At 68.4% G+C, this 12,120-nt stretch carries 12 protein-coding genes; 6 read left to right on the top strand and 6 right to left on the bottom strand.

What is annotated here, in order from left to right:
- Positions 1–147: 147 nt before the first annotated feature.
- From PWF70_RS22265 to PWF70_RS22245, 5 genes are all read right to left on the bottom strand, one after another.
- Positions 148–1,647: a phytoene desaturase family protein gene (locus PWF70_RS22265; RefSeq protein ID WP_006357982.1), complete on the bottom strand. Its 1,500-nt coding sequence runs from the start codon at positions 1,645–1,647 to the stop codon at positions 148–150.
- Positions 1,644–2,777, bottom strand: coding sequence for a glycosyltransferase family 2 protein (locus tag PWF70_RS22260; protein ID WP_006357981.1), 1,134 nt, complete (start codon positions 2,775–2,777; stop codon positions 1,644–1,646). Before PWF70_RS22260 ends, PWF70_RS22265 begins: the two co-directional genes overlap by 4 nt.
- Complete coding sequence (locus PWF70_RS22255; RefSeq protein WP_006357980.1) at positions 2,764–3,621, bottom strand: carotenoid biosynthesis protein; 858 nt, start codon at positions 3,619–3,621, stop codon at positions 2,764–2,766. Before PWF70_RS22255 ends, PWF70_RS22260 begins: the two co-directional genes overlap by 14 nt.
- Before the next feature lie 65 nt (positions 3,622–3,686).
- Positions 3,687–4,400: a hypothetical protein gene (locus PWF70_RS22250; RefSeq protein WP_006357979.1), complete on the bottom strand. Its 714-nt coding sequence runs from the start codon at positions 4,398–4,400 to the stop codon at positions 3,687–3,689.
- On the bottom strand, positions 4,397–5,539 hold the full coding sequence (locus PWF70_RS22245) for a polyprenyl synthetase family protein (RefSeq protein ID WP_006357978.1): 1,143 nt from the start codon (positions 5,537–5,539) through the stop codon (positions 4,397–4,399). Before PWF70_RS22245 ends, PWF70_RS22250 begins: the two co-directional genes overlap by 4 nt.
- Before the next feature lie 113 nt (positions 5,540–5,652).
- On the opposite strand from PWF70_RS22245, the gene PWF70_RS22240 reads away from it, so the two are divergent.
- The gene (locus PWF70_RS22240) at positions 5,653–5,946 is read left to right on the top strand and encodes a hypothetical protein (protein ID WP_187346521.1); all 294 of its coding nucleotides are present in this window, start codon (positions 5,653–5,655) and stop codon (positions 5,944–5,946) included.
- Between the two features lie 57 nt (positions 5,947–6,003).
- Complete coding sequence (locus tag PWF70_RS22235) at positions 6,004–7,284, top strand: alpha-hydroxy-acid oxidizing protein (protein WP_035753713.1); 1,281 nt, start codon at positions 6,004–6,006, stop codon at positions 7,282–7,284.
- Positions 7,285–7,346: 62 nt separating this feature from the next.
- Here PWF70_RS22235 and PWF70_RS22230 read toward each other — a convergent pair whose 3' ends face one another.
- Complete coding sequence (locus PWF70_RS22230; protein ID WP_006357975.1) at positions 7,347–8,303, bottom strand: oxygenase MpaB family protein; 957 nt, start codon at positions 8,301–8,303, stop codon at positions 7,347–7,349.
- Positions 8,304–8,386: 83 nt separating this feature from the next.
- On the opposite strand from PWF70_RS22230, the gene PWF70_RS22225 reads away from it, so the two are divergent.
- From PWF70_RS22225 to PWF70_RS22210, 4 genes are all read left to right on the top strand, one after another.
- Positions 8,387–9,091: a TetR/AcrR family transcriptional regulator gene (locus PWF70_RS22225; protein ID WP_006357974.1), complete on the top strand. Its 705-nt coding sequence runs from the start codon at positions 8,387–8,389 to the stop codon at positions 9,089–9,091.
- 28 nt (positions 9,092–9,119) lie between these two features.
- Positions 9,120–9,767 (top strand): TetR/AcrR family transcriptional regulator, encoded by a 648-nt coding sequence (locus tag PWF70_RS22220; RefSeq protein WP_006357973.1) that lies wholly within the window; start codon positions 9,120–9,122, stop codon positions 9,765–9,767.
- 124 nt (positions 9,768–9,891) lie between these two features.
- Positions 9,892–11,106 (top strand): acyl-CoA dehydrogenase family protein, encoded by a 1,215-nt coding sequence (locus tag PWF70_RS22215; protein WP_006357972.1) that lies wholly within the window; start codon positions 9,892–9,894, stop codon positions 11,104–11,106.
- Entirely contained in the window at positions 11,103–12,119 is a 1,017-nt protein-coding gene (locus PWF70_RS22210) for a phosphotransferase family protein (RefSeq protein ID WP_006357971.1), read from the top strand. The genes PWF70_RS22215 and PWF70_RS22210 overlap by 4 nt, the downstream gene beginning before the upstream one ends.
- The last annotated feature ends 1 nt before the right edge of the window (position 12,120 follow it).

Raw genomic sequence — 12,120 nt, 5'->3', positions numbered from 1 at the left:
ATGTTTAGTGTCTCAACACCACCAATCATCCCAGCTCAGAGGGCATTTTTATATCACCGACACCCCACACCCCTCCACGGATCCAGGCTCAGGGAGCGAGAGTGGGTTCGCGTCGCTCGCTCCTCAGGCAGCAAGGGTGGGGTCGCCTCAGGGAGAAGGAGACCGGGCGATCAGATCCGCCACGATCTTCGCCGACATCATCACCAGCGGGAGTCCGCCGCCGGGGTGCGACGACCCGCCGACCAGGTACAGGCCCGGGATCGGCGAGGTGTTCTTCGGCCGTAGGAAAGCGGCGCGCGGACCGTTCGACGACGAGCCGTAGATCGAGCCGCCGGGAGTCATGGTGCGGCGCTCGAGATCTGCCGGCGTGACCAGCAGTCGGTGACGGACCTGGTCGCGGACGTCCAGGCCGCGGTCGGCCATCACCTGCATGATCTGGTCTGCGTACTTGTCCGCGAGTCCTGCTGCATCCCAGTCGACTCCGTGCTCAGGGTCGTGCCGCGGTGCGTTGACGAGCACGAACCAGGCGGCGGTGTCGGGACCTGGGACGATCTCCGGATCGTCGGGCGCGGAGATGTACACGGTCGGACGTGCGACAGGCCGCGGCGGGCCGTTGAAACCGAAGACCGCGTCGAACTCCTCGTCGTAGTCCTCGGCGAACAGAACGTGATGGTGGGCCTGATCGGCGGGCGGGTTGTCGAGCGCGAGGAGGAGGACGAAGCCCGACAGCGACGGTGTCGAACGACGAAGCAGTGCAGAAGGAATGCGAGCGGAACGGCGGGGAACAAGTCGGTCGAAGACCTGTCGGGCGTCGGCATTCGCCACGACGAGGTCGGCGGGGCGACGGTTGCCGTCGGCGAGTACGACGCCGTCGGCGCGGCCGTGCTCGTCCGTCGAGATCCGGGACACCTCGACCCCGAACTCGATCCGGCCGCCCATGGTGAGCAACCGATCCCGCATCGCGGTGGCGATTCGGCCGAGACCGCCGCGCACATACCAGGAACCCCAGGCCTGCTCGGCCCACGGAACTGACGCCAAAGCCGCCGGGGCGCGCCGCGGATCCGAACCGGTGTAGGTGGCGTAACGGTCGAGAAGCATAGCGAGCCGTGAATCGTCGAGATACTCGGACCCGAGGCCGCGCAACGTTTTCCAGGGCGCCACGGTACGGACGTCGGACGGGGTGGCGATCCCGCCGATCATCGTCCGCACGCTCATCGGCGACTCGAGGAACGGCCCGTGGGTGACGTCCCAGATCGCCTGGGCGCGACCGAGAAACGACGACCACTGGTCACCGGATCCGGGTCCGAGTGCGGTGTCGAGCGCGGCGGGGATGTCGTCGAGGGTGTCGGGCAGGTCGAGGACCGTGCCGTCGGGGAATCGATACCGGGCTGCGACCGGCAGACGGTCGAGTTGAAGGAACTGGTCCACCGGGGCGCCGGTGTCGTCGAACAGTTCGGTGAGGACGTGCGGCATGGTCACCAGAGACGGGCCGGTGTCGAAAACGAAACCGTCGTGCTCTATGACGCCGAGTTTGCCGCCGACGGTGTCGAATTGCTCGAGCACGGTGACGTCATGACCGGCCGCCTGCAGGCGCATCGCCGTGGCGAGTCCGCCGACGCCGGCGCCGATGACGATGACGCGGCTCATCGGGAGACCTCGATCGTGCGTCCCTTCCACTGCAGTTCGCCACGACGGCGGGCGATCGTCGAATCCGCGGCGAGAAAGGTGAACAGGACGATCGATACGGGGTGCCCGAGGGCGTCGGGGAAGGCGCGTCCGCCGGTGCAGCGCGCGGCCACGAGTCGTGAGGCGACGCCGGCGAGGTATCCCACCAGTCCGGTGCGCGAACCGGTGAGAGCGGCCAACGCCGGGATCACGTACGTGAGGCATAGAGCGGCGGTCACCGCCGACGTCCCGGCCGGGGAGCCGAATGCGGACCACAGTGACTTGCGGTATCCCGCACGGACTTCGTGCCAACCGTCGTACATGTGGCAGGTCGCCACGGTGCTTCCCTCGGCCACCACGCCCCGCCCGCCGGCAGCCTTGATCGCACGGAGAAGTGCGATGTCCTCCAGCACCACGTCGCGGACCGCCTCATGCCCTCCGGCACGGCGGTACGTGGCGGCGTCGACCATCAGGAACTGACCATTCGCGGCGGTCAGGGATTTGCGCGGGGAACGTTCGGCGAGGCCTAGCGGGAGCGTGCTGAGCCACGACCACTGCAGCAGGGGTTGCACCAGACGTTCGGCAGCACTGGTCGCGACCTGCCTCGGGTAGGGGCTGACGAGATCCAGCCCGGCGTTGCGCAACAACACGGACGACGACGTGAACGCCTGGGGTTCGACCACGACGTCGGCGTCGACGAAGGCGAGGGTGCCGTCGGGGGAAGCGTTGTCGGCCAACTGCTGACAGGCCCAGGACTTCCCGAGCCAACCCGGCGGTGGCGGGGAACCCTCGAACACCTCGAGCCGGTCGTCGCGGGCGGCCAGCCGTGTGAGGACGGCGTCGGTGCCGTCGACCGAACCGTCGTCGAGGACGAGCACACGAGAAGGCCCTGGCCATCGGTCGACGGCCTCGAGGACGGCGGTGATGCAGCGGTCGGCCCGGGTGATCTCGTTCCGCATGGGGATCAACACCGAAAGAGTCTCGGCGGGAGGGATGTCCGCGAGACCTGGTCGGCGGACGCGGATCGCGTTGTCGACGGTGAGAGCGAGCGACGCCAGTGACAGGCCGGTCCCGACCGCCACCGTGCGGCGCCAGAGGTCAGACGCTCGCACCGTGTCTCCTGGACCGGAGCGCCCGCACCTCGAGGACGAGCAGCGGGATCGCGACGACGCCCATCACCACCGCGCCGGTCAGCGCGACCGTCGGGCGACCGAAGAACACCGCATGCGCCATCACCGACGAGAAGTAGGTCCACAGATAGGCGGTGACAGGTACCGCGTCATCGGCGGCGTCGGCATCATCGGCACCGATCACCCGATCGAGGATGGCGATCATCAGGAACGAGACCAGGAGCCAGCCCGCGAAATTCGTCAACGGGATGTCGTCGACCCCGGGCAGCGACGGGTCGGGGAACTGCCAGACCCAGTGACCCTGGTCGACCATCTGCGGATCGAGGAAGACGTCCCAGGCCGTCAGCGCGTACGCCCCCAGGAAAGCGGTCACCACGCGAGCCCGTGTGCCGGACAAGCGCATGGCACCGACGAGTCGCCGCGTCACGGCGAGCGCCGGCCACGACATCATGATCCAGGCCAGCGGCACCAGAACCGGGACGCCGAGCACCTTGAGCCCCAGGCCGTCGGTGTATGCGTATGTGCCGAAGGGGAATCCGGTGCTGACGCCGACCGCCTCGGCGAGAAGTCCACCGCCGCCGGCGATCACGACCAGCGCGACCGCGGCCCCGAACCCGCGCGTGGCGGCGAGATGAAGGGCCGATGCCGACGCCAGCAACACCACGCTCGCGACGGTGAGCGGGAGTGTGCCACCGCCGGTCAGCGGAAATGCGATCTGGACCCCGATGGTCGCGGCGAGGAGAACCCATGCGATCGGGATGAGGTGGTGGCGGTGGGATGCTCTGCGCGGCGGGCCTTCGAGGCTCGTCGCTTGCGCTCCTCGCACCTCAGGCAGCGATGATGCTCCCGCTTGCGCTCCTTGTGATCCGGGCGGCAGATGTCTGGTTGTGCTCATGCCGATCTTCCCTGGTAGGTCCCGGTCACGTCGAGGACGGCGAACCGGGCGAACAGTTCCTCCGCGTACCAACGGGCGGGTTTGGTGCGCGAGATGGCGGACTTGTGTGCGGGCGAGTGGTAGGCGAAGTCGGTGAGGTCACGCGTGGAGTCCCACAGCGAGAAGGTTCCCTGGACGCCGATCGGCAACTCGCCGACGCCGAGCGCGAGCCGATTGCCCTGCGCGCCGGCAAGTTCCGACGCCACCGGCGGAACCGCCCGCCAGAACGACGCCATCGTCGTCGGCCGGAGCCGGGCTCGGGTGAGTGCCGCGACCGGACCCGTCCAGTTTCGTGCACGGTCAACCGGTGAACCTTTGCTCTCGTGGCCGAACGGATCGACCCGCGACCATTGTCCCTTCGATCGGAGCGGGCGCATCGTGATGCGAAGTTCCTCGGTGCTCGAGTCCTGCCAGCGTCGTAGCACTCGCGAATCCGACGATGCGCGAGCCGCATCGTCGTCGTGCCAGACGGTGAGCGCCGCCCAGTGCCGCAGATCGGCGCTCTCCATCGTGAAGGTCTGTGCGGTGCCGGTGCCGAGCAGTTTGGCGAACCGGAGTCCGGGGGTGGCGCGCAACGCACGCCGACCCGACGCCATCCGGCCGAGCGCGGGCATCACCCGGTCGACGCCCCAGATGCGCAGCTCGACCGTCGGGACAGCACGTGAGGTCATGAGCGGCGCCACACACAACGTTCGACGAGGGTGGTCAGGGCCTGACGGGTCTGCTCGTCCACCGATGCGTCCGCGACGACACCGAGTGCGTCCTCGGCGAGTTCGACGATGCGCTGTTCGACGCGTTCGAGTGCGCCGGTGGATTCCACGACGCCACGCATCTGTGCGGCGCCGGCGGCGTCGAGGTCCGGGTTGCCGAGGCAGTTGGCGATGATCCGCCGTTCGGTCCACGTCGCGGATTCCTCGGCCAGCGCCATCAGCATGGTGCGTTTGCCCTCGCGGATATCGTCGATCGCCGGCTTACCGGTGACCTTCTCGTCGCCGAAGACGCCGAGGATGTCGTCGCGCAGCTGGAACGCCTCGCCGGCGCTGAGCCCGATGCGGTCGTAGTCGGCGAGGAGGGCGGCGTCGGCTCCGGCGAGAGTGCCACCGAGCCGAAGCGGCTGGCCGATGCTGTAGCGGGCGCTCTTGTAGCGGAGGACGCGCTCGGTACGGTCGGGGTCGGTGTGATCCTCGGTCTGGCTGAGCATGTCCAGGAACTGCCCCGCGTATGCCTCGTCGCGCATCTCGGTCCAGGTCTCGCGGACGGCCTGGCGGGTGTCGCGGCCGACGGTGTCGACCGCCGCGGCGACCAGGTCGTCCGACCACGACAGGCACATGTCGCCGACGAGGATGGCGACCGCGGTACCCCAGGTGTCCGAATCTCCCCGGCGCTCGAGGGCACGGTGGGTGTCGGCGAAGAGGCGGTGGATGGTAGGCAGGCCGCGGCGCGTGTCGGAGTCGTCCATCACGTCGTCGTGGACCAGGGCGGCGAAGTGGAACAGCTCGATCGCGGACGCCAGCTCGACGACACCGGGGACCGCCTGTCCACGAGCTGCGCCGCGCGCTCCCCACAGGCAGAATGCGGCGCGCAGGCGTTTGCCGCCGCCGATGCGGGCAGCGATCGCGTCCGCCGCCGGAGTGAGTTCGGCACCCACTTTGTGCAGCGTCAGGGCGTGGCGACGGAAATGTGCAGTCAGCACCTCCTCGACGAGTTCGAGGTCGGTCGTCGCGTCGTCGATCGCGCGGAGACCGGAGTTCGTGTCGAGGACAGGCCGGTGGGGGAGGGATGAGTCGGTCATCTCGGCGGTCTGTGTCATGGCGAGGCCCTTCGGGGTGCGGGGTCGGCGCGGGGTTGCGGGTACCCGGTCTTCGGTGCCGTGACACCCGTCGGATGGGTGAGGGGCGCTCAGATGGCGGTAGGTTGGGTCGTATGGCAGTGGATGCAACGGTGCCCGTGGTGGCTGTGGGTCTGGTCGGCGGCTTCGCGGCGGCCCGCTACAGCGGTCGACGAGAGCTCGGCGGGGTGGTCCTCGCGGCGGCGGGTGCCTGGTGTACCCGGCAGTGGGCGGTCAAGCAGGGTCCGGCGGTGGCCGGTGGGTTGTTGGCCGGATATCTGGCGGCATTCGGCGGTTCGCATCCGCTCGCGAAGAAGATCGGCGCCTGGCCGGCGGTCGGCGTCGTGACGGTCGCCGCGGCCGGCGCGACCGCTGTCGCCACGCGCTGACACCCGGCCCGGGAATCCTCCCCGGGGCCTGCGATGCCGACGTTACGATCGGCTCCCATGACCACGGGATACGGGCGAGCGCGGCAGAACGACATCTACACCGCTGGTGTCCATCGGCGAAAGCCCCGCGTACCAACGGATTTCGCGGAACTCGAACGCCGTGCCAAGCGGTCGATGTCGGCTCGCGCGTGGGCGTACATCGGCGGAGGCGCCGGTGAGGGTCGGACGATGGCGGCCAACCGGCAGGCCCTGGACCGCTGGGCGATCGTGCCACGTATTCTCCGCGACGTCTCCGCGCGGAACCTCGAGGTGGAGCTGTTCGGACGTCGCATCCCGGCGCCCGTGCTGTTTGCGCCCGTGGGTGCGGGCTCGCTCGCCGCTCCCGATGCGGACCGTCTGATCGGTCATGCCGCCGCGGAGCTCGGTGTGCCCTACATCTTTTCGAACCAGGCGAGCGTGCCGATGGAAACCGTGGCGGCCGAGATGGACGGCGTGACCCCGGGAGCTCCCCGCTGGTTCCAGCTGTACTGGTCCACCGACGATGACCTGGTCGACAGTCTGCTCGCCCGCGCGGCGGCCATCAGCGCCGACGCGGTGGTCGTCACCCTCGACACCACGATGCTCGGCTGGCGGCCACAGGATCTGAACCTGGGATCGCTGCCGTTCGCGCGGGGCGAGGGGATCGCGCAGTACACCTCCGATCGGCGCTTCGTCGACATCGTCGCCGATCGGCTGCGCACCGCCGCCGAGGAGCGGCCGGAGATCTCGCTCGGCGCCATCGCGACCCTGATCTCGATCACGCGCAACGCACCCGGACGCTTCCTCTCGAACCTCACGTCGCCCCAGCCGCGGGCCGCTGTTCAGACCTTCCTCGACATCTACTCGCGCCCGTCGCTGAACTGGGACGACCTCGCCGGCCTGCGCGAACGCACGTCGTTGCCGATCGTCCTCAAGGGCGTGCTGCATCCCGACGACGCCCGTCGCGCCGTCGACGCCGGGGTCGACGGCATCATCGTGTCCAACCACGGCGGACGTCAGATCGACGGCGCGATCAGCACGATCGACGCCCTCGACGAGATCGCACCCGCGGTCGACGGTCGGATCAAGGTGCTCGTCGACTCCGGGATCTACACCGGCTCAGACGTGTTCAAGGCACTGGCGCTGGGCGCCGACGCCGCATGCATCGGCCGACCACACATGTACGGGTTGGCGCTCGCCGGTGCCGACGGCGCCCGGGATGCGGTGGCCGACATCATCGCCGAACTCGACCTCACCCTCGGCCTGGCCGGTCACACCGATGCCACCGCTCTCGATCGCGAGGCATTGCGGAGGGTCTGAACCGAAAAGCCCGCCCCGCTCGAGATGAGCGGGACGGGCTTCCCCCAACCGGGACAGAAGGCTCAGACCAGGGGCCGACCGGTGCGCATCCGCCAGCGGACGTCGGCGAGCAGGACGTTGAACGGGAAGCTGCGGACCGGCTTGGGTGCGCGGGTGATGATCGCGCGCAGAACGGCGTTGTGCTTGGCGAAGAACAGCTCCTGCCACGGCGACAGACGGACGTCCATCTTGCGGCGGAAGTTGTCCGGCAGGAAGCCGATCGCCAAGATCTCGAAGTACCAGCCCAGCAGCTTGGCGACGACCGGACCCAGGAACTCGGCACGGGCGATCTGCAGCAGGTACCCACGGATGACCGGGTCGATCTCGAGCGTCTCGACGGTCGAGTTCCAGTACTCCTCGAAGGCCTCGCGGTCGGCCGGCCAGGCTTCCCGCGGCACCTGCAGCGTGGTACCCAGCACGGCGCCGGCCTGGTAGAACTCGTCGGTCACCTCGGTCACCCCGCCGAAGATCCGGTGGACGTCCTCGGTCCCGCGGTACAGGCAGGCCGCGACCCAGAGCTGTAGTTTCGGGTCGAAGGCGTTGTACTTCACCGGGCTGTCGGCGGTCGAGCGGACCTGCGCGTGGGCCTTGCCGATCGCCTTGCGGTAGGCCTTGCGGTCCTTGGCGCTGCCCAGACCCGCAACCGCGAGGTAGCTCAGCGTGGTGCGACCCCGCTTGAGTGGATGCTTGAACAGGTTGCCCGAATCGACGCGGCTCTCGTAGACGCCGTAACCGACCGCGGGCAGGCTCAGCTGCATGATGACGTTCGCCGCGCCGGCGATGACGCCGATGCCCAGGGGGTCGAGATCCTGCGCGGAGGGCAGCGCGTCGAGCTCGGCGCGGGACATGCGTGCGGTCGACGGGAGGAACTCGGTGTCTGGCTTCTCCGCCGCGAGGAAGTCCGCGATCTCCGGCGTCACGTCCCCCGGCGTTTGCGGCGACAGGGCCGAACTTCCACTGGTGATAGGCTCCGTTGCCATCGAACACCCCTCCTGGTCGATTTAGGAAACGTTTGTTTCCCGTTTATAAAACATGAACTTACCGGGGTGTCAAGATAGGAACCATGGGAAGAGGACCTTCGACCCCGGAAACCGGGTCTGATGCGGCTGCGTCGGATTCGGCTGCTTCCCTTCGCGCATACGGCGGCGAGGGTGGCGATACCCGGGTCGCGCGACGCCGCGCATCGCTGATCGACGCAGCCCTCGACCTGCTCGGAGCCGATGACGCGGAGGCAGTCACGGTGCGCGGCGTCTGCCGGCGGGCCGGGCTGACCGCACGGTATTTCTACGAGAGCTTCGAGTCGGTCGATCAGCTCGTCGGTGTGGTGTACGACGAGGTCATCGAGGAGATCACCCACTCGGGTCTGGCGGCGTTCTCCGAGGGCGCGACCATGCGCTCCAAAGTGTCGGGAGCGGTTGCCGCCATCGTCGACCTCATCGACCGGGATCGACGCAAAGGCCGACTGCTGTTCTCACAGGCACTGCTGAGCCCGGTGATCGCCGCGAAGCGGATGGAGTCCACCGCCCTCTTCGCCGGTCTGACACTGCAGAGCACCTCGTCGATCCTCGACGTTCATGTCGGCCCCGCCCAGGCCACCGGCGTGGCGCACTACCAGGTCGGTGGGCTGAGCCGACTGCTCGCGGCGTGGCTCGAGGGAGACGTCGAGCTCTCCCAGTCCGACGTCGTCGACCTCAGCGTCGCGTTGCTCGTGTCCCCGGCGGAGATCCTGGAGAAGAGCCTGTCCCACGGCAGCGCCGATGGTGAGTAGTGCTCCACGGGCAGATATGGTCGATCCCATGAGCAGCGGAACCGGCGAAACCGACGTACGACCGGCGAAGCAACCTCTCGGCGCCTGGCGTGACTACGGCGAGCCCGAGCTCCCGATCCCGTTGGCCGCAGCCCTCGAGGCGTTCGCCGAGCAGGGCTACCACGGCACGTCGGTGCGTGAGATCGCCGCGCGGGCCAACCTCTCGGTGCCCGGGCTGTACCACCACTACCCGTCGAAGCAGTCCCTGTTGCAGGGCCTGCTCGAGCGCACGATGACCGACCTGCTGGCCCGTTCGGAGGCGGCGATCCTCGAGGCCGGCCCGGAACCGGTGAAGCAGTTCGACGCGGTCGTCGAATCCCTGCTGCGGTTCCACATGTACCGCCGCGAACAGGCCTTCGTCGGGTCCACGGAGATTCGGAGTCTCGACGACGACTACCGGCCGAAGTACATCGGTCACCGCGACCGTCAACAGCGGATGGTCGACGAGATCGTCTTCGCCGGCGTGGAGGCGGGCGACTTCACCACCGAGTATCCGAAGGATGCGGCCCGGGCGGTGGCGACGATGTGTGTCGGGGTCTCGACCTGGTTCAAGCTCGACGGTCTGCTGGGGCCGGACGAGCTGATCTCCCGGAACCTCCAGCTCGCCCGCGCCCTCGTCGGTTACCGCACCAACTGAGGGCACGGATTTCACCCGGTCAGCCTTGACCGGGATCGCATCGCCTGGCAAGGTATGGACGGCCGAACGATCGCTCGGTCGGCGTCGGGGTGAGTTTCCCGTCGGTCCAGCCAAAGGAGTCACGATGCCCATAGACCTGCGCCACGATCCCGCGGTGGTCGAGCTGGTCGAGAAGACCGAACGCTTCGTCCGCGACTACGTGTTGCCGCTCGAGGACGCGAACGGTGGCGACATCACCGCGGCCGGCGGCGACGACCTCCGTCGCGAGATGAACGCAAAGGCCAAGGCGGAGGGCATCTTCGCGCCGCACGCACCGGTCGAGTTCGGCGGACACGGACTCGACATGGCCGATCGCGCACCGGTTTTCGAGGCAGCCGGCTACTCCACCTTCGGCCCCGTCGCGCTGCACATCGGTGCACCCGACGAGGGCAACATCCACATGCTCGAGCGCATCGCCAGCGAGGAACAGCGCCACAAGTACCTGGCCCCGCTCGCCACGGGTGAGGTTCGTTCGGCCTTCGCGATGACCGAACCGGCACCGGGCGCGGGCTCGGACCCCAATGCGCTGCGCACGCAGGCGGTCCGCGTCGACGGCGGCTGGAAGATCAACGGCGAGAAGCACTTCATCACCGGTGCCGAGGGTGCGGGCTTCTTCATCATCATGGCCCGCACCGCGGGGTCGCCGGGTGATCGCGGCGGCGCCACGATGTTCCTGGCTCCGGCCGGCACCGCGGGAATCACCGTCGGCCGTCACATCAACACCATCGACAAGGCGATGATCGGCGGACACTGCGAGGTCACGTTCGACGACGTCTTCGTCCCCGACGAGGACATCCTGGGCGAGGTCGACGAGGGCTACCGCTACGCGCAGGTCCGCCTCGGCCCGGCCCGCATGACCCACGTCATGCGCTGGCTCGGCGCCGCCAAGCGCTGTCACGACGTCGCCGTCGACTACGTCTCGCGCCGTGAGGGATTCGGTGGCCGACTCGGTGACCTCGGCATGATCCAGCAGATGATCGCCGACAACGAGATCGACCTGGCCGCCTCGCGGGCGTTGCTGCTCAAGGCATGTCACGAACTGGACCTGGGCAACCACGCCTCCGACGAGACGTCGATCGCCAAGACTTTTGCCGGTGAGGCGTATTCGCGGATCGCCGATCGCAGCATCCAGATGTGCGGCGGACTCGGTGTCTCCGCCGACCTGCCGATCGCGCGACTGTCGCAGGAACTCCGCCCGTTCCGCGTCTACGACGGCCCGTCCGAGGTCCATCGGTGGGCCATCGCTCGCCGCGCTGTCGGCCGCGCGAAGAAGGCACAGGCTGCGGCGGGTGCGAAATGACCGGTGTCGAATCAGCTCTCGAGGCCGACAAGCTCCGTCGGCTCCTCGCCGACAACGGCGTCGAACTCGCCGGTGACCTCTCGATCGACCTCATCAGCGGCGGCAAGTCGAACCTGACCTACACCGTCACCGACGGCCAGACCAGATGGGTCGCGCGTCGTCCGCCGACCGGTGGCCTCACCCCGTCTGCCCATGACATGAACCGCGAGTGGGCGGTCACCAGTGCGCTGCAGTCGACCTCGGTGCCGGTCGCACGCACCGTCGCCTTCGACGCCGACGGTTCGATCGTCGGGGCGCCCTGCACCGTCGTCGAGTTCGTCGACGGACGTGTGGTGCGCACCGCGGAGGATCTCGCCGCCTACTCCGATGACGACGTGGCCGCCAACCTCGACGGACTCGTCCGGACTCTCGCCGACCTCCATGCCGTCGATTACCAGGCGGTCGGCCTCGGTGAGTTCGGTCGTCCGGCCGGATTCGCTGCCCGACAGGTGAAGCTGTGGGCCCGGCAATGGGGTCACGTGAAGACGCGCGAGTTGCCCGATGTCGAGCGACTCGTCGAAGCGCTGTCGGCGCGGGTGCCGGAGCAGGCGCGGGAATCGGTGGTGCACGGCGACTTCCGCGTCGACAACACCATCGTCGACGCGAACGATCCGGCGCGCATCGCCGCCGTCGTGGACTGGGAGATGTCCACCCTCGGTGACCCGCTCACCGACGTGGCGCTGATGTGTGTCTACCGGACCGGGGCCTTCGACCAGGTGCTCGGCTTCTCCGCGGCGTGGACCAGCGATCGCTATGCCTCCGTGGACGAGATCGCGCAGAAGTACGCCACCGCAACCGGTTCCGACCTCGGTGACTGGGACTTCTACCTCGGGCTCGCCAATCTGAAACTCGGTGTGATCGCCGAGGGCATCACCTACCGCGCGCTCTCGGGTGCGTCGGCGGGCGACGGTGCCGAGCGTGCGGGCGAGGCCACCGCAGCCTTCATCGCAGACGGTCTGCGTCACATCAGCTGAG

Origin of the sequence: Gordonia sp. Swx-4 (genome assembly GCF_030316175.1) — a bacterium.
Classification (GTDB): domain Bacteria; phylum Actinomycetota; class Actinomycetes; order Mycobacteriales; family Mycobacteriaceae; genus Gordonia; species Gordonia alkanivorans.
This window is presented reverse-complemented; position numbering and strand designations above follow the sequence as displayed.

What these genes read in the sequence shown, in the direction of transcription:
- PWF70_RS22230 (WP_006357975.1), bottom strand. Translation starts at nt 8,303, where the DNA reads ATGGCAACGGAGCCTATCACCAGTGGAAGTTCGGCCCTGTCGCCGCAA.
- PWF70_RS22240 (WP_187346521.1), top strand. Translation starts at nt 5,653, where the DNA reads ATGGCAGTGGATGCAACGGTGCCCGTGGTGGCTGTGGGTCTGGTCGGC.
- PWF70_RS22265 (WP_006357982.1), bottom strand. Translation starts at nt 1,647, where the DNA reads ATGAGCCGCGTCATCGTCATCGGCGCCGGCGTCGGCGGACTCGCCACG.
- PWF70_RS22215 (WP_006357972.1), top strand. Translation starts at nt 9,892, where the DNA reads ATGCCCATAGACCTGCGCCACGATCCCGCGGTGGTCGAGCTGGTCGAG.
- PWF70_RS22225 (WP_006357974.1), top strand. Translation starts at nt 8,387, where the DNA reads ATGGGAAGAGGACCTTCGACCCCGGAAACCGGGTCTGATGCGGCTGCG.
- PWF70_RS22245 (WP_006357978.1), bottom strand. Translation starts at nt 5,539, where the DNA reads ATGACACAGACCGCCGAGATGACCGACTCATCCCTCCCCCACCGGCCT.
- PWF70_RS22210 (WP_006357971.1), top strand. Translation starts at nt 11,103, where the DNA reads ATGACCGGTGTCGAATCAGCTCTCGAGGCCGACAAGCTCCGTCGGCTC.
- PWF70_RS22220 (WP_006357973.1), top strand. Translation starts at nt 9,120, where the DNA reads ATGAGCAGCGGAACCGGCGAAACCGACGTACGACCGGCGAAGCAACCT.
- PWF70_RS22250 (WP_006357979.1), bottom strand. Translation starts at nt 4,400, where the DNA reads ATGACCTCACGTGCTGTCCCGACGGTCGAGCTGCGCATCTGGGGCGTC.
- PWF70_RS22235 (WP_035753713.1), top strand. Translation starts at nt 6,004, where the DNA reads ATGACCACGGGATACGGGCGAGCGCGGCAGAACGACATCTACACCGCT.